Annotated in this window: 14 protein-coding genes; 4 read left to right on the top strand and 10 right to left on the bottom strand. The window is 64.5% G+C overall.

The genetic code is table 11. The features are described 5' to 3' along the window. Positions 1–162: 162 nt before the first annotated feature. Positions 163–1,353: a M23 family metallopeptidase gene (locus BA190_RS37135; protein ID WP_068296531.1), complete on the bottom strand. Its 1,191-nt coding sequence runs from the start codon at positions 1,351–1,353 to the stop codon at positions 163–165. A gap of 171 nt (positions 1,354–1,524) precedes the next feature. Next, the gene (locus tag BA190_RS29480) at positions 1,525–2,511 is read right to left on the bottom strand and encodes an aldo/keto reductase (protein ID WP_068296526.1); all 987 of its coding nucleotides are present in this window, start codon (positions 2,509–2,511) and stop codon (positions 1,525–1,527) included. A 145-nt stretch (positions 2,512–2,656) separates the two neighbouring features. On the opposite strand from BA190_RS29480, the gene BA190_RS29475 reads away from it, so the two are divergent. Further along, positions 2,657–3,574 (top strand): LysR family transcriptional regulator, encoded by a 918-nt coding sequence (locus tag BA190_RS29475; RefSeq protein ID WP_068296523.1) that lies wholly within the window; start codon positions 2,657–2,659, stop codon positions 3,572–3,574. Between the two features lie 34 nt (positions 3,575–3,608). On the opposite strand, the gene BA190_RS29470 is transcribed toward BA190_RS29475, so the two are convergent. Genes BA190_RS29470 through BA190_RS29460 form a run of 3 tightly spaced genes read right to left on the bottom strand, consistent with a single transcriptional unit; the run spans position 3,609 to position 7,857 of the window. Then, a complete protein-coding gene (locus tag BA190_RS29470) occupies positions 3,609–4,577 on the bottom strand; it encodes a threo-3-hydroxy-L-aspartate ammonia-lyase (RefSeq protein ID WP_068296519.1) in 969 nt (322 codons plus the stop codon). Beyond that, the gene (locus BA190_RS29465; RefSeq protein ID WP_068296516.1) at positions 4,574–6,655 is read right to left on the bottom strand and encodes a prolyl oligopeptidase family protein; all 2,082 of its coding nucleotides are present in this window, start codon (positions 6,653–6,655) and stop codon (positions 4,574–4,576) included. The genes BA190_RS29470 and BA190_RS29465 overlap by 4 nt, the downstream gene beginning before the upstream one ends. 41 nt (positions 6,656–6,696) lie before the next feature. After that, entirely contained in the window at positions 6,697–7,857 is a 1,161-nt protein-coding gene (locus tag BA190_RS29460) for a M20 aminoacylase family protein (protein ID WP_068296513.1), read from the bottom strand. 97 nt (positions 7,858–7,954) lie between these two features. Between BA190_RS29460 and pgi the strand changes: the two genes are divergently transcribed. The 3 genes from pgi to BA190_RS29445 all read left to right on the top strand — a co-directional run bounded on the left by pgi (position 7,955) and on the right by BA190_RS29445 (position 12,030). Next, positions 7,955–9,592, top strand: coding sequence for a glucose-6-phosphate isomerase (gene pgi, locus BA190_RS29455; protein ID WP_068296510.1), 1,638 nt, complete (start codon positions 7,955–7,957; stop codon positions 9,590–9,592). A 591-nt stretch (positions 9,593–10,183) separates the two neighbouring features. Continuing rightward, positions 10,184–10,741: a hypothetical protein gene (locus BA190_RS29450; RefSeq protein WP_156771756.1), complete on the top strand. Its 558-nt coding sequence runs from the start codon at positions 10,184–10,186 to the stop codon at positions 10,739–10,741. 203 nt (positions 10,742–10,944) lie between these two features. Continuing rightward, positions 10,945–12,030, top strand: coding sequence for a dipeptidase (locus BA190_RS29445; RefSeq protein ID WP_068296502.1), 1,086 nt, complete (start codon positions 10,945–10,947; stop codon positions 12,028–12,030). A gap of 225 nt (positions 12,031–12,255) precedes the next feature. Here BA190_RS29445 and nth read toward each other — a convergent pair whose 3' ends face one another. The 5 genes from nth to BA190_RS29420 form a co-directional block, all read right to left on the bottom strand. Further along, entirely contained in the window at positions 12,256–12,990 is a 735-nt protein-coding gene (gene nth, locus BA190_RS29440) for an endonuclease III (RefSeq protein ID WP_068296499.1), read from the bottom strand. A gap of 26 nt (positions 12,991–13,016) precedes the next feature. Continuing rightward, a complete protein-coding gene (locus tag BA190_RS29435) occupies positions 13,017–16,298 on the bottom strand; it encodes an error-prone DNA polymerase (RefSeq protein ID WP_068296537.1) in 3,282 nt (1,093 codons plus the stop codon). 35 nt (positions 16,299–16,333) lie between these two features. Then, positions 16,334–18,052, bottom strand: coding sequence for a DNA polymerase Y family protein (locus BA190_RS29430; protein ID WP_068296496.1), 1,719 nt, complete (start codon positions 18,050–18,052; stop codon positions 16,334–16,336). Further along, entirely contained in the window at positions 17,967–18,740 is a 774-nt protein-coding gene (locus BA190_RS29425) for an ImuA family protein (protein WP_082980119.1), read from the bottom strand. The genes BA190_RS29430 and BA190_RS29425 overlap by 86 nt, the downstream gene beginning before the upstream one ends. Before the next feature lie 276 nt (positions 18,741–19,016). Further along, positions 19,017–20,333, bottom strand: a 1,317-nt coding sequence (locus BA190_RS29420; protein ID WP_068296495.1) for a SulP family inorganic anion transporter, incomplete at its 5' end; no start/stop codon positions are given.

Genomic DNA, 20,333 nt, shown 5'->3' with positions numbered 1-20,333 from the left:
GTGGCCCGCCGGGGGCGTAACCGCCTCTGGCAATGGCGAGGCGGACGAGGCCGATGACGATCCAGGTGATCGCCAGGCAGATCACCAGCACCGTTGCGAACATGACGGGCAGCGACAGCTGGTGCAGCAGAATGAACATGAGCGCTCCCAGGGAGAACGTGTCTATTGAAAATCGACGACCTGGTCGTTCAGCGGGAGCTGATTGACGTGGTCTCCACGCCAGCGTGGTTCGATCCTGGCGACCGCGCCTTGCTCGAGCTCCTCCTCGTTCCCTGGCGCCAGCACGCCCTGCCCGGAGAAGCGCGTGAGCACGAAGGGCAGGCTGTTGGCATTGAGTGGCGAGGGGCCGTCCATCAACTGGAAGTGCAGATGGGGGGCGGTGGAATTGCCGGTATTGCCGACAAGGCCGATGACCTGGCCGGCTTTGACATGATCACCCAGCTTGACCCTGAGGCTGCCGCGCTGCAGGTGCGCGTAGAAAGCGTAGGCGCCGTTGCCGATGTCTGTGACCAGCATGTTGCCGCCGATATTGGCGGGTACGATGCTGCGGGCCGGCTGGCTCGGGATCTGCTCGTCGGCCTGGTCGTAGAGATTGACCACCACGCCGTCGGCGGCTGCATGGACTTCAGCGCCGTAGAAGGAATAGCTGGCGAGGTCTTGGGCGTTGCCGGTGAAGAGGCGGCTGCTGGCGTCGAGCTTGATCCAGTCGATGGCGAAGCGTTCCGGCACACGCAGGCGCCCATTCACGGCCATGACGGCGCCGCGATGGGCGGTGACGGTGTCGCAGCAACCATCGGCTGCAACCCAGCCCACGCCCCGCAAGGGTGGCTCGACCACCGCGGCCGCCTTGCCGATCGCCGTCGTGCCGCCGATGAAGCTGTAGCTTGCCGAGATGGGCGCGTCCGCCGGCAGCGGCGTGGGCTTGCCGTCCGCACCCGCATTCTCGCGGAAGGCCGAGATACGGGCGGAAACCCGCCGCGGCAGCCTGTCATCCCGGGCAAAGCCGACATCCATGAAGACGATGGCGGTACCGCCGGGCGGCAGCTGGCGATCCCTGCCGCTGTAGAGATGCATCATCTTGGCCAGTTCGTCGCCCTGGAGGGAGAACAGGCTCTTGCCGGCATCGTCGATCGCCTCGACTTTGTCGAGCCGCACGAATACATTGCCGGGATTGTTGACCAGCAGCTCATAGGCGAGATGCACGCGCCCATCGGCGCCGAGAACCGGATTGGGCTCGCTGATCGGCTGTACCGTGACCGAACTCAGGATCTCATCGGGTTTGAGAGACTGGGCCACGGCGGCCGAGGCCGCCAGAAGCCCTGCAACCGCCACCAGAAGCGACTGGAAACGCATGGAAAATGCCCCGCCGGCTGCCCCGCACCGGAAGGCAGAACCTGTGGGCACAGTCCCGCATTTGCCTCAGCCCTTGTCAAGCGATCTCGGGGGCTTGGCGCGCCGCGAAGGCAGCGGGCGGGCACCGTCGAACGGCGCCCGGCCAGTCTTCTTCACCACAAATGGTCTTCTTCACCACAAATGGTGGACGAACCCGGCGATCTCACGCTGGTAAAGGTTCTTCAGTGTTTCGAGCGTTGCCTGCGGGAGAGCCGGCACGTCGCTGGCCGCGGCATTTGCAGTGGCCTGGGCCGCATTCTTGGCGCCGGGAATGACGGTGGTAATGGCGTCATTGGCCAGGATCCAGGCCAGCGCGAATTGCGATAGGGTCATGCCATCGGGTACCAGCGGCCGGATCTCCTCCACAGCTGCCAAAGCGACATCATAGGGGACACCCGAGAAGGTCTCGCCCTTGTCGAAGGCTTCGCCATTGCGGTTATAGGCGCGGTGGTCGTCGGCTGCGAACTGGCTGGCGGCGTTCATCTTGCCGGTCAGCATGCCGGAGGCGAGCGGCACCCGGGCGATCACCGCGATATTGCGTGCTTTCGCCTCTCGGAAGAAGAGCTCGGCCGGGCGTTGGCGGAAGATGTTGTAGATGATCTGGACCGAGACGACGCCGGGATATTCGATCGCCTTCAGCGCCTCTTCCACCTTCTCGACGGAGACGCCGTAATTGCGAATCTTGCCAGCGGCCACCAAATCGTCCAGCACGCCGAACACTTCGGGCCGGTAATAGACCTCGGTCGGAGGACAATGAAGCTGCACGAGGTCGAGGCAATCGGTGGCGAGGTTCGTCAGCGAGCGCTCGATGAACGCGGTGAGATTTTGCCTGTTATAGCCGTCGGCGGTGTGGGGCGAGAGGCGCCGCCCGGCCTTGGTCGCCACGAAGGGACAGGGGCCGGAGCGCTCCTTCAGGACCTCGGCGATGAAACGCTCCGAGCGGCCGTCGCCATAGACATCGGCGGTATCGATGAAGGTAGTGCCGGCATCGAGAGCGGCATGGAGGGCGGCACGCGCATCGGTATCCGGCACATCACCCCAGGAGCCGCCAATGGCCCAGGCACCGAAGCCGATCTCCGACACGTTGCGTGCCGTCTTGCCGAACAGGCGTTCTTTCATGGTTCTATTCCTGCATTTCGCTGGCCCGCCAGGGATGGGCTGTGCCAGCGGTTTAACATCCTGGAACAGGATAGGACTTGAGCATGCCGGGCGCTCATAGTTTAGTGTGAATGGCAATCATAGAAGCAATGAAGAAATTTCATTTATGGCGACTTTCGAGCGGACGGATCTCGGCGATTTCAACGTCTTCCTGACCATCGTCCGCCGACGCAGCTTCACCACGGCCGCCATCGAGCTCGGCCTGACGCCGTCGGCGGCCAGCCATGCCATGCGGCGCCTCGAGGCCCGGCTCGGGGCCAAGCTGTTGAACCGCACCAGCCGGGCGGTTTCGCCGACCGGTCTCGGCCTGAAATTCGCGCAGCGCCTCGAGGAAGGCTTCGATGTGATCGGCTCGGCCCTGGAGGTTTTGGAGGCGCCGGGAAACGCACGCTTCGGCGAGTTGCGCCTCAACGTCTTCCGCGATGCCGCCCATCTGTTGATCTCGCCGGCCCTGCCGGAATTCGCCCGCCAATGCCCCGATGTGCGCCTGACCGTTGCGGTAGACGACCGACCCATCGACATCGTCGCCGAAGGTTATGATGCCGGCATGCGCTATGGCCATCACGTGCCGGAAGACATGATAGCCGTGCCGCTCACCGGGGCGCAGCGTTGGGTGGTGGCCGGCTCCCCCGCTTATTTCAGGGAACACGGCCGGCCGCAGACCCTCGATGATCTCGCCGGCCATGTCTGCCTGCAACTGCTCCTGGGCGACAATACCGCCTATCGCTGGGATCTGGGCAGCGGCGGGGAGGCATGCCGGCTGCGCGTGCCCGGCCTCATCACCCTCAACGATACCGCAACCACCATCACGGCCGCCAAAGCCGGGCTCGGCCTTGCCTATGTCCTGGAAGCGCGCATCGCCGAAGAGGTGGCGGAAGGCAGCCTGGAGGTCGTCCTCGACGACCAGGCTTCGGATGGCGATCCCTTCCACATGTATTATTCGAGCCGGCGCCACAATCACCCGGCCTTGCGCACCCTGATCAACATCATCCGGTTGCAGAACGGCATGACCCGGCTGGCGTGAGCCAAGAGCCAAGAGCCAAGAGCCAAGAGCCGGCCTATTCCGCCAGCAATTCGCAGAAGCGCTCCAGATCGACATTGCCGCCGCTGATCAGTACGCCGACGCGCTTGCCGGCGAGTTCCGACTTCACGGCGCGCGCGGCGGCGAAGCCGAGGCAGCCCGTCGGCTCGATGACGAGCTTCATGCGGGTGGCGGCGAAGCGCATGCATTCGACGAGCTCCGCATCCGAGACGGTGAGGATATCGTCGACGTCGCGCTTGATGATCGGGAAGGTGTGGGATCCCAGATATTGGGTCTGGGCACCGTCGGCGATAGTGCGGGGCGTATCGATCCTGACGATCCGGCCGGTGCGGAAGGATTGCTGGCCGTCATTGCCGGCCTCCGGCTCGACTCCGTAGAGCCGGCAGTTGGGCGACAGCGCCCGCGTCGCCAGGGCCGATCCGGCGAGCAGCCCGCCGCCGCCGAGACAGACGAAGAAGGCATCGAGCTCGCCGACCTCCTCGAAGAGTTCCTTGGCCGCGGTGCCCTGGCCGCAGAGTACGTCCGGATGATCATAGGGCGGAATCAGCGTGAGACCCTGCTCATGCGACAGGTTTCGCCCGATCACCTCTCGGTCTTCGGTATAGCGATCATAGAAGATGATCTTGCCGCCATACCCCTTGGTGGCCTCGGCTTTTGCCTTCGGCGCGTCATGCGGCATGATGATCGTGGCGGGGATGCCGAGGATGCGGGCCGCCAGTGCGATCGCCTGGGCATGGTTGCCGGAGGAAAAGGTCACCACGCCCCTGCGTTTCTGCTCTTCGTCGAAGCGGGACAGGGCATTGAAGGCGCCGCGGAACTTGAAGGCGCCCATGCGCTGCAGGTTCTCGCATTTGAAGAAGACCTGTGCGCCGAGTTCTTCGTTGAAACTCCGCGAGGTCATCACCGGCGTGCGATGGGCCTGTCCGCGGATGCGTTCGGCAGCGGCGACGACGTCGGCATAATCGGGCAGGACCGGGTCGCTCATATTTCACTCTCCCAGCCGATGGCTTGGCGCAGGAAGGCATAGCCGAGGGCGATGAAGGAGGCACGCTCCCGGCTGTCCTTGCCATAGCCGTGGCCGCCGGCCTCCGGTTCGTAGAAATGGACGCGATGGCCGAGCGCTTCCAGCTTGGCCGCCATCTTGCGGGCATGGGCGGGGTGAACCCTGTCGTCGCGACGGGTGGTCGCCAGCAGGATGGGCGGATAGGAGCCGGCGTCGGCGACGTGATAGGCCGAGATCTTCTGCAGGAAGGCCCAGTCCTCCGGCTTGTCCGGATCGCCGTATTCGTCGATCCAGCTCGCACCGGCCAGGAGCTTGGTGTAGCGCCGCATGTCGATCAAGGGGATGGTGCAGAACAGGGCGCCGAACTTTTCGGGATGGCGGGTGAGCATGTTCGCGATCAGGAGGCCGCCATTGGAGCCGCCTTCCGCCGCGATCCGCCCGGGCCGCGTGATGCCGCGCTTGACCAGGTCGGCGGCCACCGCCGCGAAATCCTCATGGGCGAGATGCTTGCCCTCGCGCCGGCCCGCCTCGTGCCAGCGGGCGCCGAACTCGCCACCGCCTCGAATATTGGCGGTGACCGCGGTGCCGCCCCGTTCGAGCCAGAGCTTGCCGATCGAGGCGCTGTAGCTGGGCAGCACGGAAACGCCAAAGCCGCCATAGGCCGTGAGGTGAACCGGCGCTTCGCCGGTCTCGCCGGCAGGCCCGACCAGTGTGTAGGGGATCTTCTCGCCGTCGATCGAGACGGCTTCGTGCTTGGCGACCTTCAGCCCCTTGCTGTCGAAGGCGTCGGGGCTGCGCTTGAGGAGGAGGGGACTTTGCACCGCCTCCGGCCTGCTCACGTCGAGCAGCAGCATTTGTGGCGGTGTAATGGGGTCCTGCAGCGATACCATCACTTCGCCATTGGTGTCGGCCTCTTCGGCGTCGAGCGACCAGACATGCACGACTCCCGTCGAGGGCAGCACGTCGATGGCGTGCTTTCGCCATCCTTCCAATGCGGGCGTTACGAGCTCGAAACGAGGCTGGAGATTGTCGAGGATCGACAGCACGAGCTGCCCCCGGTTCCAGAAAAACCCGTCCAGGGTGCGGCGCTCGGCAGGTTCGAACAGCACCTGGAAAGTGCGGTCGCCCGCCCGGAAGGCGGAGAGGGAAATACCGAGAAGGGTGTCGCCGGCAAAGCGGGTGTTGGCCGGGGTCCAGGCCGTGCGCAGCTTCACCGCCAGCCAGTCGCCGAACACGTCCCAGTGCGAGTCGGCCGGCAGGTCGATGGCCTCGCTCGGACCGTTCCTGTCGCCGAGCCAGCCACGCGTTTCGAAGAAGACGGGCTTTTCGAGGAACCAGATGCGTTCGCTGCCGTCGGTGCGGTCGATACCGGCCCAGACGGACATGGATTGGGGCTGGACCTCGAAGACGATCGCTGTCTTCAGGGGATCCTCGCCGCGCCGCCACAGGCGCACCGTGCGGGCATAGCCGGAGGTTGTCGCCATGCCCTCGCCAAGCGCGCTGGACAGCAGCAGCGTGTCGGCATCGAGCCAGGCGATACCGCCCTTGGCCTCCGGCAGCGTGAAGCCGCCCGAGACGAAGCTGCGTGTCGCAAGGTCGAATTCGCGATGCACGGCCGCATCGGCGCCGCCCCGCGAGAGACTGAGGATGGCGCGCTGCCGCTGATGGGGTTCGAGCGACGCCCCGGCCCAGACCCAGTCTTCGCCTTCTGCCGCGGCGAGGGCATCGAGGTCGAGCAGGATATCCCAGGCCGGCTCCGCCTGCCGGTAGGAGGCGAGGGTGGTCCGACGCCACAGACCGCGCGGATTGGCGGCATCGGTCCAGAAATTATAGACAAACTCGCCGCGTCGGCCGATGCCGGGAATGCGGTCGGGGCGATCGAGGATCGCAGCCAGGACATCGCGATCGCGCTCGAAGCTGGCCGTGCCGAAGCGGGCCAGTGTTCGCTGCGAGCGCTCGTTGACCCAGGCGAGGGCGTCTCCGCCTTCGATATCCTCCAGCCGGAGATGGGGGTCGTCGTCGGGCGCGGCCAGAGTCGGCCGGGAGACGCGATCGGACATGCAGGGCGTTTCCTTGAGATAGGGGCCGGGGAAGAGCGAACTCAGCCGGCGAGCCGCGTTTGCGCCAGTTGCGTCCAGTAGCTGATTCCGGCGGGAATGATGGCATCGTTGAAATCATAGGCGGCATTATGCAGCCCGGCGCTATCGCCATTGCCGATGAAGATGAAGGCGCCGGGGCGCGCCTCCAGCATGTAGGAGAAGTCCTCGGCCCCCATCATCGGCGGAGCGGCGGTGTCGACAGCGGCCGTACCAGCCACCATGCGGGCGATCTCGCCGCAATAATCGGTCTGGGTGTCGTGATTGCGCGTCACCGGATATTGGTGGCGGTAGGTGACCTTGGCCTTGGCGCCGAAGGCCTGCGCGGTCAGTTCCGCGACCTCGGTCAGGCGTTTCTCCAGTAGAGCGCGCATACCGGCAGTGAGGGCGCGGCAGGTGCCGTGCAGATGGGCGGTGGAGGGGATGACGTTGTAGGGCCCGCCAGTCTGGATCGTCGTCACCGAGATCACCGCGCTGTCGAGCGGATCGGCATTGCGCGAGACGATGGCTTGCAGGGCCGTGACGATCTGGGCGGCGACCAGTACCGGATCGATGCTCTCATGCGGGCGGGCGGCATGGGCGCCCCGGCCGGTTATATCGATGTCGAACGTGTCGCTGGAGGCCATGATCGGGCCGTGGCACATGGCAAAATGCCCGGGCGCCAGGCCCGGCAGATTATGCATGCCATAGACTTCCTCGATGGCGAAGCGCTCCATCAGGCCGTCCTCCACCATGGCCTTGCCGCCGCCGCCGCCCTCTTCGGCCGGCTGGAAGATCACCACGGCGTTGCCGCTGAAATCGCGCGTGCTGGCCAGGTTCTTGGCGGCGCCCAGCAGCATGGCGGTATGGCCGTCATGCCCGCAGGCATGCATCTTGCCCGGCACGGTGGAGGCATATTGCACGCCGCTCTCTTCCAGGATCGGCAACGCATCCATGTCGGCCCGCATGCCGACCGTGCGCGAACCGGGGCGCCCCTTGATCACGCCGACCACGCCGGTACGGCCAATGCCCTCGACAACCTGGTCACAGCCAAAATCACGCAACAGACCGGCGACCAACCCGGCCGTGCGCTCGACGTCATAGAGCAACTCCGGGTGGCGATGAATGTCACGGCGCCATTCGGTCGCCTCGGTTGCCAGAGCCTTGATGTTGTCTGAAATCGTCATATGCCTTCAGTTCCAATATTGATTTATGCCCCCGCTCCGGGCGACAAACACAGCCCGCAGTTTGGCACGCCTTCGGACAATGAGGAAGGGAACGGATATGGAGCATTCACAGGCCGCAAAGGTTTGGCAGGATCTCGAAGCCCACAAACAGAAACTGGCCTCGACGACGACGCGCGACCTTTTCGCCGCGGATCCCGACCGATTCGCCAAGTTCTCCTTCACCCTCGACGACGTGCTGGTGGATTTCTCCAAGAATCGCATCGCCGACGAGACGCTGTCCCTGTTGCTGCAACTGGCGCGGGCGCATTGCATCGAGACCCGCCGGGACGAGATGCTGAAGGGCGACAAGATCAACACCACCGAGGGGCGGGCGGTGCTGCATACGGCCCTGCGCGCGCCCGTTGATGCCGACATCCGGGTCGACGGCAAGAATGTCGTGCCCGACGTGCATGAGGAGCTGGCGCGCTGCTACGCCTTCGCCGAGAAGATTCGCTCGGGCGAGCTGCGCGGCGCCACCGGCGACAAATTCACCGACGTGGTCAATATCGGTATTGGCGGATCCGATCTCGGTCCGGCCATGGGCGCCCGCGCCCTCTCGCCCTATGCCGACGGCCCGCGCGCCCATTTCGTCTCCAATGTCGATGGCGCCGACATGGCGGATACCCTGTCGCGCCTCGATCCCTCGCGCACCCTGTTCCTGGTTTCCTCGAAGACCTTCACCACGATCGAGACCATGACGAACGCTCAGTCGGCGCGGCAATGGATCGCCAAGTCGCTCGGCGAGACCGCGGTGGGCGATCATTTCGCGGCGATCTCGACCAATATCGTCGCGGTCGAGGCCTTCGGCATCAACAAGGACCGGATGTTCCGCTTCTGGGACTGGGTCGGCGGGCGCTATTCGATGTGGTCGGCTATCGGGCTCGGCCTGATGATCGCCGTCGGGCCGGAGAACTTCTCGGAATTCCTGGCCGGCGGCCATGAGGTCGACCACCATTTCGCCGCCACGCCGCTGGAGAAGAACATCCCGGTACTGATGGGCCTGATCGGCATCTGGCACCGCAATTTCATGGGCTATGCCGCCCATGCCGTGCTGCCCTACGACCAGCGACTCGGGCGCTTCCCGGCCTATCTGCAGCAGCTCGACATGGAGTCCAACGGCAAGCGCGTGCATCTCGACGGCTCGCCGGTGACCTCGGAGACCGGTCCCCTGGTCTGGGGCGAGCCCGGCACCAACGGCCAGCACGCCTTCTACCAGCTCATCCATCAGGGCACCAATGTGATCCCGGCCGACTTCCTCATCGCGGCCGAGCCGCATGAGGCCGGTATGGGTGACCATCATGCCATCCTGATGGCGAACTGCCTGGCGCAGACCGAGGCGCTCATGCATGGCCGTTCGCAGGAGGAGGCGACGGCAGTGTTGAAGGCCCAAGGCCTCGACGACAAGAAGATCGCGCTTCTGGCTCCACACAAGGAATTCCCCGGCAGCCGCCCCACCACCACCATCGCCTATCGCAAGCTCACCCCGCGCATGCTCGGCCGCCTCGTGGCGCTCTACGAGCACAAGGTGTTCACGCAGGGCGTGATCTGGGGCATCAACTCCTTCGACCAGTGGGGCGTGGAACTCGGCAAGGAACTCGCCTCGCGCCTCTTGCCGGTGGTCAAGGGCGCGACCGTCGACGGCCTCGATGCGTCGACCAAGGGACTGGTGGCGCATCTGAAGTCGCTGCGGGGCTAGAGAGGAGGGCGGGCCGTCGGCCCGCCATTCCATATTAGAACAAATAGAGAACAAAATTTGACAAGGCCGCGATACTCGGATAACTTGTTGCTATGGAGTGCGCGAATATGAAATCAGTTGGGAAATTTCTGTTCTCCCTTGCTATGTCTTTTGCGACATTGAGCTGTAGTGTTCGTATTTCTAACGAATTAGGAGATAGAATTTATGATCCAGTTGAAGGATCTTATGTTTTAGTGAGAAATTACGGTACAAAAAACATAGATTTTATCTTTACGGATTGTGTATTCTATCTTGAAAATGGAAAGGTACTTTCTAAGCGAGTTCGTATAGAAAATCTTGCGCCAAATAAGGAAATTAAGATCCGATCGGGTTTAGGGAAGGATAGAAAAGTGGAATGTAAGCCACTGCCTTGGTATATGCAGGATAGTGTGCGAATATCGAGGTAGGTATTTTAAGTAATAATTATAATGAATAATGAGTATAATATATATTAATTTTGCAATTAAGGCGGAGGTATGTTTAAATCTAAGTGAAAATATGCTGAGAATTAAAATAGAAATGGATGGTAGTTTAAATTGAGGCTTTTAAAGGTTGAGATGCGAGAAATTAGGCGATGTCATCCAAAGCGATATCTGGGATACCGATAGGCTGCTGCATTTAAAGGAAAAAGATCGCAAGTCTCCCAACGCCTTGAAAGACTCAAAAGAAGCCACCACGGCCTATGTCGGCCCGCAAGCTGCCGTGGAGAGCGCCATGACGGCTGCTTCCAAGGCGATCGATGCGAAAAGGATTCCCTATCAATTGACGCTGGTCGATTCCGGCCTTTCAGCTCCGACCAACAGCAATTCCTATATCGCCACCATGTTTGCCGTCATGGGCCTGCGGAAGCCGCCGCCGATCACAGGCACCGCGATGGGGCAGGTCGGTGCCGGCAAGCTGCTGTTGGACCCCGATGAAATCGCCGGATTTCATGGCATGATCGGTCAGCCCGAGCCCCAGAACGTGCCCCTGCCGCCGATCCGCCCATCGGCCGAGATCGATGGCATCGGTAAGCCGAGCATGAATGAAACGGTTCCCGCCAACGCGAACGCGCCTTCGCAGCCGTTTTATCTGCGCATGCCGGAGATGGCGCGCAAGCTCTACCCTTAGAAGGAAGGTCATTGCTCCGCCTGATCATCTCGGACGCAACAGCGCAGCGTACCGCGATGATCAGGGGGGCCTGCGAACAATTGCATGTGTTCCAATCACGAAGCGCTATGTCTTGATAGGCGTCAGCCGAAGTGACAGTCTGACCCGGCGCGGCGACTCGGTCGAAATTTTCCGGTCACCGCTTGCCTGGAAGGACATCCCCCGTGACTTCGACCGCCGAACCGTCAGCCATCGTTCCTGTTTTCGATGGCCATAATGACACGCTGCTGCATCTGGCTTCCGGCAAGGCGAAACAGGCCGAGATTGCCTTTGGCGAGGGGGACGGTTCGGGCCATATCGATCTGCCTCGGGCGCGTGCCGGCGGTTTTGCCGGCGGTTTCTTCGCCATGTTCCCGCCGCCCCAGGCCTCGACGACCAATATGGATGAGGAGATGAAGGGCGCGAGCTATGATCTGCCGCTGCCGTCCTTGCTGCCTTGGGAGAAGGCGCAGGCCTCGACCGTCGGCATGCTGTCGATCATGTTGCGGCTGGAGCGGGCCTTTCCCGATGATGTCGCCATCTGCCGCAGCGCCGCCGAGATCCGCACCGCCATGGCGGCCGGCAAGATCGCGGCCGTCCTGCATATCGAGGGGGCGGAGGCGATCGATGCCGATTTCGCCAGCCTCGACGTGCTCTTTGCTGCCGGCCTGCGCTCGATCGGGCCGGTGTGGAGCCGCCCCAACATCTTCGCCCATGGCGTGCCCTTCCGCTTTCCCGCTTCGCCCGATACCGGTCCCGGCCTGACCGAGATCGGCCGCGAATTGGTGAAACAGTGCAACCAGCGCGGCATCATGATCGATCTCTCGCATCTCAACGAGAAGGGCTTTTGGGACGTTGCCGGGTTGAGCACGGCGCCGCTCGTCGCCACCCACTCCAACGTCCATGCCCTGTGCCAGTCCACGCGCAATCTCACCGACAGGCAGCTCGACGCCATCAGGGAGAACCGCGGTGTCGTCGGCCTCAACTTCGCCACCTGCTTCCTGCGGCCGGACGGCGCCATGCGTGCGGACACCGATCTCGACGTCATGGTGCGCCATCTCGATTACCTGGTCGAACGCCTGGGCGAGGACGGCGTTGCCTTCGGATCGGACTTCGACGGCGCGGTGATCCCCGCCGCCATCGGCAGCGTCGCCGGCCTGCCGCGCCTGATCGAGAGAATGCGCGGCGCGGGATATTCTGAGGCCCTGCTGCACAAGATCGGCCATGAGAATTGGCTGTCCCTGCTGGAGCGGACGCAGGGAAAGGGCTGAGATTTACAGGATTAGGCGCGAGAATCCTTCTCCCCTTGTGGGAGAAGGTGCCCCGAAGGGGCGGATGAGGGGAGATACGCGATCTTTTGGGATATGTACTGACACCCCTCATCCGGCGCTACGCGCCACCCAAGGCACTTCCATAGGAAGTGCCGGGTCCCGCAAGGGGAGAAGGAAGTTGTGTCTCATTCGTCATGGTTTCGAAGGCATAGGGCAGCATCGAACCTATCGCTTCGGAATCGTCGACGGCAAGGTGGATCCATGCCGGCACAGATCCGCCAGCCCACACCGTTGGCAGAGTGGCCTCTGGCTGGTGCAGACCTCCTGGCCGAAGCGTTTGACCAGCCAGTGCAGTTCATAGAGGTCGTCGGCATCCCAGCTCGCCGGCATCAGGCGCAGCATGATCTGATGGGCCTTGGTGAAGCTGGCATTGTCGGGCAGCAGGCCGAAGCGCTCGCCGAAACGCCTGATGTGCCTGTCCACCACGAAGACACGCCGCCTGAGCGTCGAGAAATTGAGCACCGCCGCCGCGCATTTGGGGCCGATGCCATCATAACGCTCGAGCAGTTCCATCCCCGCCTCGACCGATAGCGCGGCGAGATGGGAGAGATCGAACCGCCCCCGCTGCTCGACGATGCGACCGACCGAAGCCACCAGCTGGCTGGCTTTCTTCTCGGGATGTGTAACGTTGGCTAGCTGCTGAAGAACCTCGCGGGGATCGCTCTGCCCCAGCCTGTCGAGGGGATGGAAATGCTCGCACAGGGCCTGGAAGGCTTTTTCGGAAGCGGAATCATAGGTTTCCGAGCTGATCAGCGCCTTGACGAATTGCTCGGGCGGCGTGTGGCGCCGAGCATCGCGCCGCGGGCCATAGGCTGCCAGCAGGCGCTGGCGCAGCACGGCGATGGGCTCTTCCCGGCCGAAATCGAGCCCGAGCTGGATCTGCTCCCTGATGGCGGGCATGCCCAAATCCTCAGTGGAAGTCTCCCTCAATGGAAATCCCGGCTCTTGAACAGGCTCAGTTCGAGCTGGGCCGGCGGCGGAGCTGGCAGGCCGTCCGGCATGTCGCGCAGGCGGGCGAGCTCGGCCGAGAGGTCGAGCACTTCCTCGGCGATGACATGCACCACGTCGCTGGCCCGCTGCAGCCGGCCGCGTATGGCGACGAAACGGGCATTCATCACCGCGCGGCGATTCCTTTCGAAGGTTCGCGACCACACGATGATGTTGGCGATGCCGGTCTCGTCCTCGATGGTCATGAAGACGACGCCGCTGGCCGTGCCGGGACGCTGGCGCGTCACCACCAGGCCGGCGACGGTGACGAGGCTGTCCTGCTTGAGCTTGTCGTCGCGATGCGCCGCGTTGGTGATGGCGCCGAGATGCTGCAATTGCGGGCGCAGGAAGGAGCAGGGGTGGGCCTTGAGCGACAGGCCCGTCGACTGATAGTCCTCAAGCACATGCTCGCTCTGCGACATCACGGGCAGGGCGACGGCAGGCTCGGGGAACAGGGCATCGTCGAAATCGGCGGCCAGCAACGGCATGTCCCGGCTCGTCCTGGTGGCGCCGATGCCGATGGTCTCGAAACGACGCACCGCCCAGAGCGCCTCGCGCCTGTCCAGGCCGAGAGAACGGAAGGCATCGGCCTCCGCCAGTTTCTGCATCGCCGCCAACGGCAGGCCGCTTGCCGTGCCGAAGCGTTCCAGGCTGGAAAAGCCGTTGCCGCGCCGGCCGGCCATTACCGTGATCTCGTCCTTGTTCAGCCCTGAGACCAGCCGCATGCCCAGACGCACGGCGAAACGGTGCCTGGTGGGATCGCTGGCCGGTTCCAGCGTGCAGTCCCATTCGCTGTAATTGACGTCGACGGGCCGGATCTCGACGCCATGCTTCTCGGCGTCCCGCACCAGCTGCGCCGGCTGGTAGAAGCCCATGGGCTGACTGTTGAGGATGGCGGCGCAGAAGACATCCGGATAGTGGCATTTGATATAGGCCGAGACATAGACCAGCACGGCAAAGCTGGCGGCATGGCTTTCGGGAAAGCCGTATTCGCCGAAGCCTTCGATCTGGCTGAAGCAGCGCTCAGCGAAAGCCTGTTCATAGCCCCGGTGCACCATGCCGCCGATGAACATTTCCTTGTAGTTGCCGATCGTGCCGGTGTGCCGGAAGGTCGCCATGGCACGTCTCAGGCCATCGGCCTCGTCCGGCGTGAAGCCGGCAGCCTTGATGGCGATCTCCATGGCCTGTTCCTGAAAGAGGGGAACGCCGAGCGTTCGGCCCAGGACTTCCGCGAGTTCGTTCCTGTCGCCGCCGCGCCGCATGGGCAGGTCGGTTTTTTCGAGGCCATCACGTCGACGCAGATAGGGGTGCACCATGCCACCCTGGATCGGGCCGGGGCGGACGATCGCGACCTCGACGACGAGGTCGTAGAATGTCCGGGGCTTCAGCCGCGGCAGCATCGACATCTGCGCCCGGCTCTCGACCTGGAACACGCCGACGGAATCGGCTTTGCAGAGCATGTCATAGGTGGCCTGGTCGTTGCGGGGCAGGGCCGCGATCGCGCCGAGATTGCGGTCGTAATGGCGTTCGAGCAGTTCGAGCCCGCGCCGGATGCAGCTCAGCATGCCGAGTGCCAGCACATCGACCTTCATCATCCCCAATTCGTCGATGTCGTCCTTGTCCCATTCGACGAAGGTGCGGTCTTCCATGGTGGCATGACAGACGGGCACGGTGTCGTCGAGCCTCTCGCGCGTGAGCACGAAACCGCCGACATGCTGCGACAGATGGCGGGGAAAGCCGGTGAGGGCGGCGGTGAAATGGAGCGCCTGGCGGATCACCGGATTGTCGGGATCGAGGCCGGCTTGGCGCACCCGGCTGGGTGTCCAGGTCTGCATGCCCATGCCCCAGACCGTCTTCGACAGCGCCGCCGTCACGTCCGGCGTCAGGCCCAGCACCTTGCCGACCTCGCCCACCGCCCGCCGGGAGCGGTAATGGATCACGGTCGAGCAGATCGCGGCGCGGTGGCGGCCGTAGTGTTCATAGATGTATTGGATGACTTCTTCGCGCCGCTCATGCTCGAAATCGACGTCGATGTCCGGCGGCTCGCCGCGGTTTTCGGAGATGAAACGGGAGAACAGCAGCTCCGTTTCGGTCGGATTGACCTCGGTGATGCCCAGGCAATAGCACACGGCGCTGTTTGCCGCCGAACCGCGCCCCTGGCAGAGAACGCCGAGGACATTGCGGGCATGGTCGACGACATCGTGCACGGTGAGGAAATAGGGGGCGAATTTCAGCTTGGCGATCAGGGCAAGCTCTGCGCTGACAGCATTGACGACTTTCTCCGGCACCCCGCGGGCAAAGCGCCGTCTGGCGCCGGCCCAGGCCAGGTCTTCCAGATGCTGCTGGGCGGTCTTGCCCGGAGGAATGGGCTCGTCCGGATATTCGTATTGCAAGTCCCGTAGATTGAACGTGCATGCTTCGACGATTTCGAGCGTGCGTGCCAGAGCGTCGGGATGATCCGCGAAGAGAACGGCCATCTCGGAGGGCGACTTGATATGGCGTTCCTCGTTGATTTCGAGCCGCAAGCCGGCCTCGGCCAAGGTACATTTTTCGCGGATGCAGGTGAGGATGTCGGCAAGCGGCCGCTGGGCCGGCACGTGGTAGAGCACGTCGTTGACGGCGACCATCGGCGCGCCGATCCTCTCGCCCAGCTCGGCGATCAGGCCAAGGCGGCGGGGCTCGTCGCCTCTGAGGCGGTGGCAACCGGCGAGATAGACGGAGCCCGGCGCTGCCTCGGCGAGCTTGGTTACCCGTTCGACGAAGAGGGGATCGAGCGTGTCGGGCGGCAGCACGATCAGCCTCTGCCCCTCGCAGGCGGCGAGAATGGCTTCGAAGCCGAACTGGCATTCGCCTTTCGCGCGCACCATGCGCTTGTTGTTGTCGCTGAGCAGGCGGCAGAGCCGACCATAGGCCTCGCGGTCGGTGGGATAGGCGATGACCTCGAAGCCATCCATGGTGACAAGGCGCACGCCGGGCAAATAGCGCAGGGACGGATGTTTCTTGGCCTCGCGCAGGGCCCGGACCACGCCGGCGAAGGAGTTGCGGTCGGCGATGCCGATGCCGGCCAGGCCGAGCCTCTGGGCCTGCCTCACCATGTCCTGCGGGAAAGAGGCGCCGCGCAGGAAGGAGAAATTGGTGGTGACGGCGAGCTCCGCATAGGCCGGCGGGACAGGCGCCGGCAAACCCGCAGGAAGCGTCTGGTCCTTCACCCTGACGGACATGGCGGCATAGCCGCTGCCGGCCTCCCTCTCATATCTCATGCCAGCAACCCTCGCAGGGACCAGCTCTGCCGGCCGTCATGGCAGAGCCAGAAGCGCTGGCCGGTCTGCGTCTCGGCGACGTAATAGTCCTGGTAGGTCGGCGCAGGCAGCAGGACGCTGCGCTCACGCGTGGCTTCCGTGTCCTCGAAACGGTTGCGTTTCTGGCTCTTGGGGCTCTCGCTGTCGGGGAGGGAAGGCGCTTCCTCCCCCAGCTTGCCCCAGCCATAGTCCTCCTTGCCTGGCTTGTCGGGCAGAACCGGAGCAGCAGCCTCCCACCAGGGGCCGGCGATGCGCTCCGGTCCCTGCAATGTGGTGATGCGATGAGACGAGCCGCGCCAGCGGACATGATTGGGCAGGCCGTCCGAGCGGGTGGCGAGAATCTGCAGGGGCTCGGGCTGGTCCAGGAACAGAGGCGGCCGCTGATGTGAGCTATTCGCCGCCGGCCAGGCGGGTTCGGGATCGGCGGCATCCCGCGCCTCCTCGGCGAAAGCCGGATCGTGGCGGGCGACAGGATGGAGCCGTCGCACGCTGCCGGGGCCGAGGCGCTGGCGAAGGGCGTCGATCAACTCCGCCCGGCGTTCGGCGGCATCGGCCGGCAGCGCATCCCGGCGTCCTTCCTTGAGGGACAGGCGGTTCTGACGCTGGCCGAATTTCTCGGTCACGGTCGCGGTCAGGCTGATCGTCTCGAAGCCGAAGCCGGCATCGATGGTCTCGCCCAGCCGTTCCAGATCGAGCTCGACCAGCCTGGCGATATGGGCCGGATCGCGGGTGGCGGCGGCAAGGCCGATATGGATGGTGCGCACTTCGCCGTCGACCCGGAACAGGCGCAGCTGCAAGGCGCGTGCCGCCACGCCGCCGGTGACGAGGGCGGGAACCAGGTCCTGCATCAGGCGCGCGGCGACATGCACCACGGCCGCCTGGCTCACCACCGGCTCGAGGAGCTGGCGGCTGCGATGATAGAGCGGCGGCGGCTCGATCAGGGCAAGGGCTTCCTCGCGCCGCCCCATGGCCTGGTCGAAGCGCTTGAGCAGGATCGCATCGAAACGCGCGGCGAAGGGGGCACGCGGCTTGCCGATGAGATCGCCGATGCGGGTGAAGCCGAGACGGCGCAGGGTCTGGACTGTTACGTCGTCGAGGCGAAGGGCGGCCAGGGGCAGATCGGCAAGGGCCGGGCCGGGATCGTCGCCCTCGGCGAGGATGCAGCCATTCTGGGCATGGAAGCGGGAGAGAGCCCAGGCGGTGCCCGGCGTGTCGGCCAGCGCCACGCGCGCGCCGAGGCGAAGGTGGCGCAGGCGCTTGACGATGTCGGCGAGGAGTGCCTGTTCGCCGCCCGCCAGATGGCTGGCGCCGGTGACGTCGAGGAATAGGCCGTCGGCCCCGTCGGCCTCGCGATAGAGGGCCACGGAGGGCGTATAGCGCATGGCCCACAGGCCGAGCCGGTGCAGGGCCCTGGCATCGGCCTCCGGCATGGCCGGCCGCGTCTGCAGGCCCGGCACCTTGGCTCTCGCATCGGCGACCAGCCCGCCCGCCGCCAGGCCTTCGGTCTCGGCCGGCTTGCTGGCGGCTGAAATGCGCGGGCCGCCGGCGGCATCGACCGTCAGGACGAAGGGATAATGGCCGTCGATCGTATCAGGCGACCTTGGCGTGTTGCTCTGGGCGACGAGAAAGCGCTGGATCGGCCAGCGTGGCAGATAGATCGAGACGATGCGAGGCATGGTCATACTCCATGAGCCAGGATCCGCTTTGCCCGTTGCGGCTGCGTTCGAGCCGAACGTGCCAGCGCCAGGCGGTGAGAAGGCCAAAACGATCGCGCGGACCTGCGGCCGCGCCGATGCGCCAACGGGTGATCGCGGCCAGGGAAGGTGCGGCCAAGGGCTGGCGCAGAAGGAAAAGGGGGCAGGGGGCGGAGGCTGCCGCGAGCTGGAGGCGACGGCTGGTGGCGGCGTCCATGCCGCCGCCCGTCACGGCTGCCACCGCCGCGGCGGCGCCGGAGCGCAGGACCTCCTCCATGGCCCAGGCGGCTTCTGTCTCGTCGCCGGCCGTGACCACGACCAGCCCGGCGGGATCGAGGCCGAGCGCGTTGAGGCCATGGCCGTAGAGCCGTCCAAGGCCGGCCATGCCGCGCGGTGAGGTCACCAGCCAGACAGGGCCCCTGGCCTGGCGCAGGGACAGGCGGGAGGCGAGGAAGCCAAGGGCGCAGGCATTGTCGAAAATGGTTTGCGGCGCGATTTCATGCAGGCCGTCCAGAGCGAGGCCGCCGTCCGGCAGGCGCGCGTCGATCGTCCCGATGCCGAAAGGCAGCACGCCGGCATCGGCATGCACATGATCGAGCCGGGGCAGCAGGGCGCGCAATTCCGCCAGCTTCTCGGCCCGTTGGCCGGGGAGAGAAAATCGCGATTCCACGGGATCGCGATTTCTCTCCAGCCCCTTGTTCTGACACATTTTCTCAGCCGAAAAGGCTGTCGGCTTTTCTGGAAAATGCTTTGGAATGAGGGGAGGAGGAACGCGTATCGTCATGGCAATGATCCGTTTCGCTCAGACTAGAACAAAACAAGAACATTTCAAGCGGAGTCTTTGATCGCGCTCCATCGGACCGGAAAAGAGCCCGCCATGGTAAAGGGACTCTTCCATCACGAGATGGTCGAGTCCCTTGATTTTGAAGGCCTTGCGAAGCGCGCCTCAATGCGAGGGCAGGGAGCGGGCCTGGCCTTCCTTGTCGTGCACGGCGAAGCGTTCCACCAGGGTGGTGCTGGCCTCGTTGAGGCCGACGACCTCGACTTCCCGGCCGTGGCGACGCGCCTTGAGGACGATGCGATCGAGAGCGCCGACCGCCGAGATGTCCCAGAAATGCGCTGCGCCGACGTCGATGACGATCCGCTCGACGGGTTCCTGCACGTCGACGGCATCGCTGAAGGTGCCCGCGGAGGCGAAGAAGATCTGCCCTTCGACGCGATAGACGCGTTCCTTGCCGTCGGCCGAAAGGGTCGAGCGCACGCGGCTGAGACGTGAGACCTTGCCGGCGAAGAATACGCCCGACAGGAGCACGCCCACCAGCACGCCCTTGGCGAGGTCGGCCGTCGCCACCACGGTGCTCACGGTTGCCAGCATCACCACGGAGGAGGGCACGGGGTTGCTGCGCAATTGCAGGAGCGAGCGCCAGGAGAAGGTATTGATCGAGACCATGATCATCACCGCCGTCAGGGCGGCGACCGGCACGATGGCGAGCAGGTCCTGCAGCGCCACCAGCAGGACCAGCAGGAAGCCGCCGGCCACTAGCGAGGACAGGCGGCCGCGCGCGCCGGAGGAGACGTTGATTACCGACTGGCCGATCATGGCGCAGCCGCCCATGCCGCCAAACAGGGCCGAGGCCATGTTGGCGATGCCCTGGCCGGCGCATTCGCGGTTCTTGTTGCTCGGCGTGTCCGTCATGTCGTCGACGATCTGCGCGGTGAGCAGGGATTCGAGCAGGCCCACCGCCGCCAGGGTGAGCGCCACCGGCGTCAAGATCCTGAGCGTCTCCAGCGTCAGCGGCACCTCGGGCAGGCCGAAGCTCGGCAAGGCGGAGGGAAGCTCGCCCAGATGGGCCACCGTGCGCACATCAAGCCCGAACCCCCAGGCGATGGCGGTGAGCACGGCGATCGCGACCAGGGGCGCCGGAATGGCCTTGGTGACATAGGGAAACAAATAGATGATAGCGAGGCCGAGGGCGATCAGGCCATAGGTCGCCACCGGCACATGCACGAGCTCAGGCAACTGGGCCAGGAAGATCAGGATCGCCAGGGCGTTGACGAACCCGGTCATCACCGATTGGGAGACGAAGCGCATCAGCCGGCCGAGCTTGAGAAAGCCGGCGATGATCTGGAAGACGCCCATCAGGATGGTGGCCGCGAAGAGATATTGCACGCCGTGGTCGCGCACGAGGCCGGTCATCAGCACGGCCGTGGAGGCGGTGGCCGCCGAGATCATGGCGGGGGGCCCGCCCGGGAAAGCAAACAC

The organism is Labrys sp. WJW, from assembly GCF_001676615.1.
GTDB classification, from domain to species: Bacteria; Pseudomonadota; Alphaproteobacteria; order Rhizobiales; family Labraceae; genus Labrys; species Labrys sedimenti.
The sequence above is the reverse complement of the archived record's forward strand: the minus strand, read 5'-3'. Positions and strand labels throughout refer to the sequence as shown.

Coding starts and splice junctions, on each gene's coding strand:
- nth (WP_068296499.1), bottom strand. CDS start 12,990: ATGCCCGCCATCAGGGAGCAGATCCAGCTCGGGCTCGATTTCGGCCGG.
- BA190_RS29475 (WP_068296523.1), top strand. CDS start 2,657: ATGGCGACTTTCGAGCGGACGGATCTCGGCGATTTCAACGTCTTCCTG.
- BA190_RS29430 (WP_068296496.1), bottom strand. CDS start 18,052: ATGCCTCGCATCGTCTCGATCTATCTGCCACGCTGGCCGATCCAGCGC.
- pgi (WP_068296510.1), top strand. CDS start 7,955: ATGGAGCATTCACAGGCCGCAAAGGTTTGGCAGGATCTCGAAGCCCAC.
- BA190_RS29435 (WP_068296537.1), bottom strand. CDS start 16,298: ATGTCCGTCAGGGTGAAGGACCAGACGCTTCCTGCGGGTTTGCCGGCG.
- BA190_RS29460 (WP_068296513.1), bottom strand. CDS start 7,857: ATGACGATTTCAGACAACATCAAGGCTCTGGCAACCGAGGCGACCGAA.
- BA190_RS29465 (WP_068296516.1), bottom strand. CDS start 6,655: ATGTCCGATCGCGTCTCCCGGCCGACTCTGGCCGCGCCCGACGACGAC.
- BA190_RS37135 (WP_068296531.1), bottom strand. CDS start 1,353: ATGCGTTTCCAGTCGCTTCTGGTGGCGGTTGCAGGGCTTCTGGCGGCC.
- BA190_RS29480 (WP_068296526.1), bottom strand. CDS start 2,511: ATGAAAGAACGCCTGTTCGGCAAGACGGCACGCAACGTGTCGGAGATC.
- BA190_RS29470 (WP_068296519.1), bottom strand. CDS start 4,577: ATGAGCGACCCGGTCCTGCCCGATTATGCCGACGTCGTCGCCGCTGCC.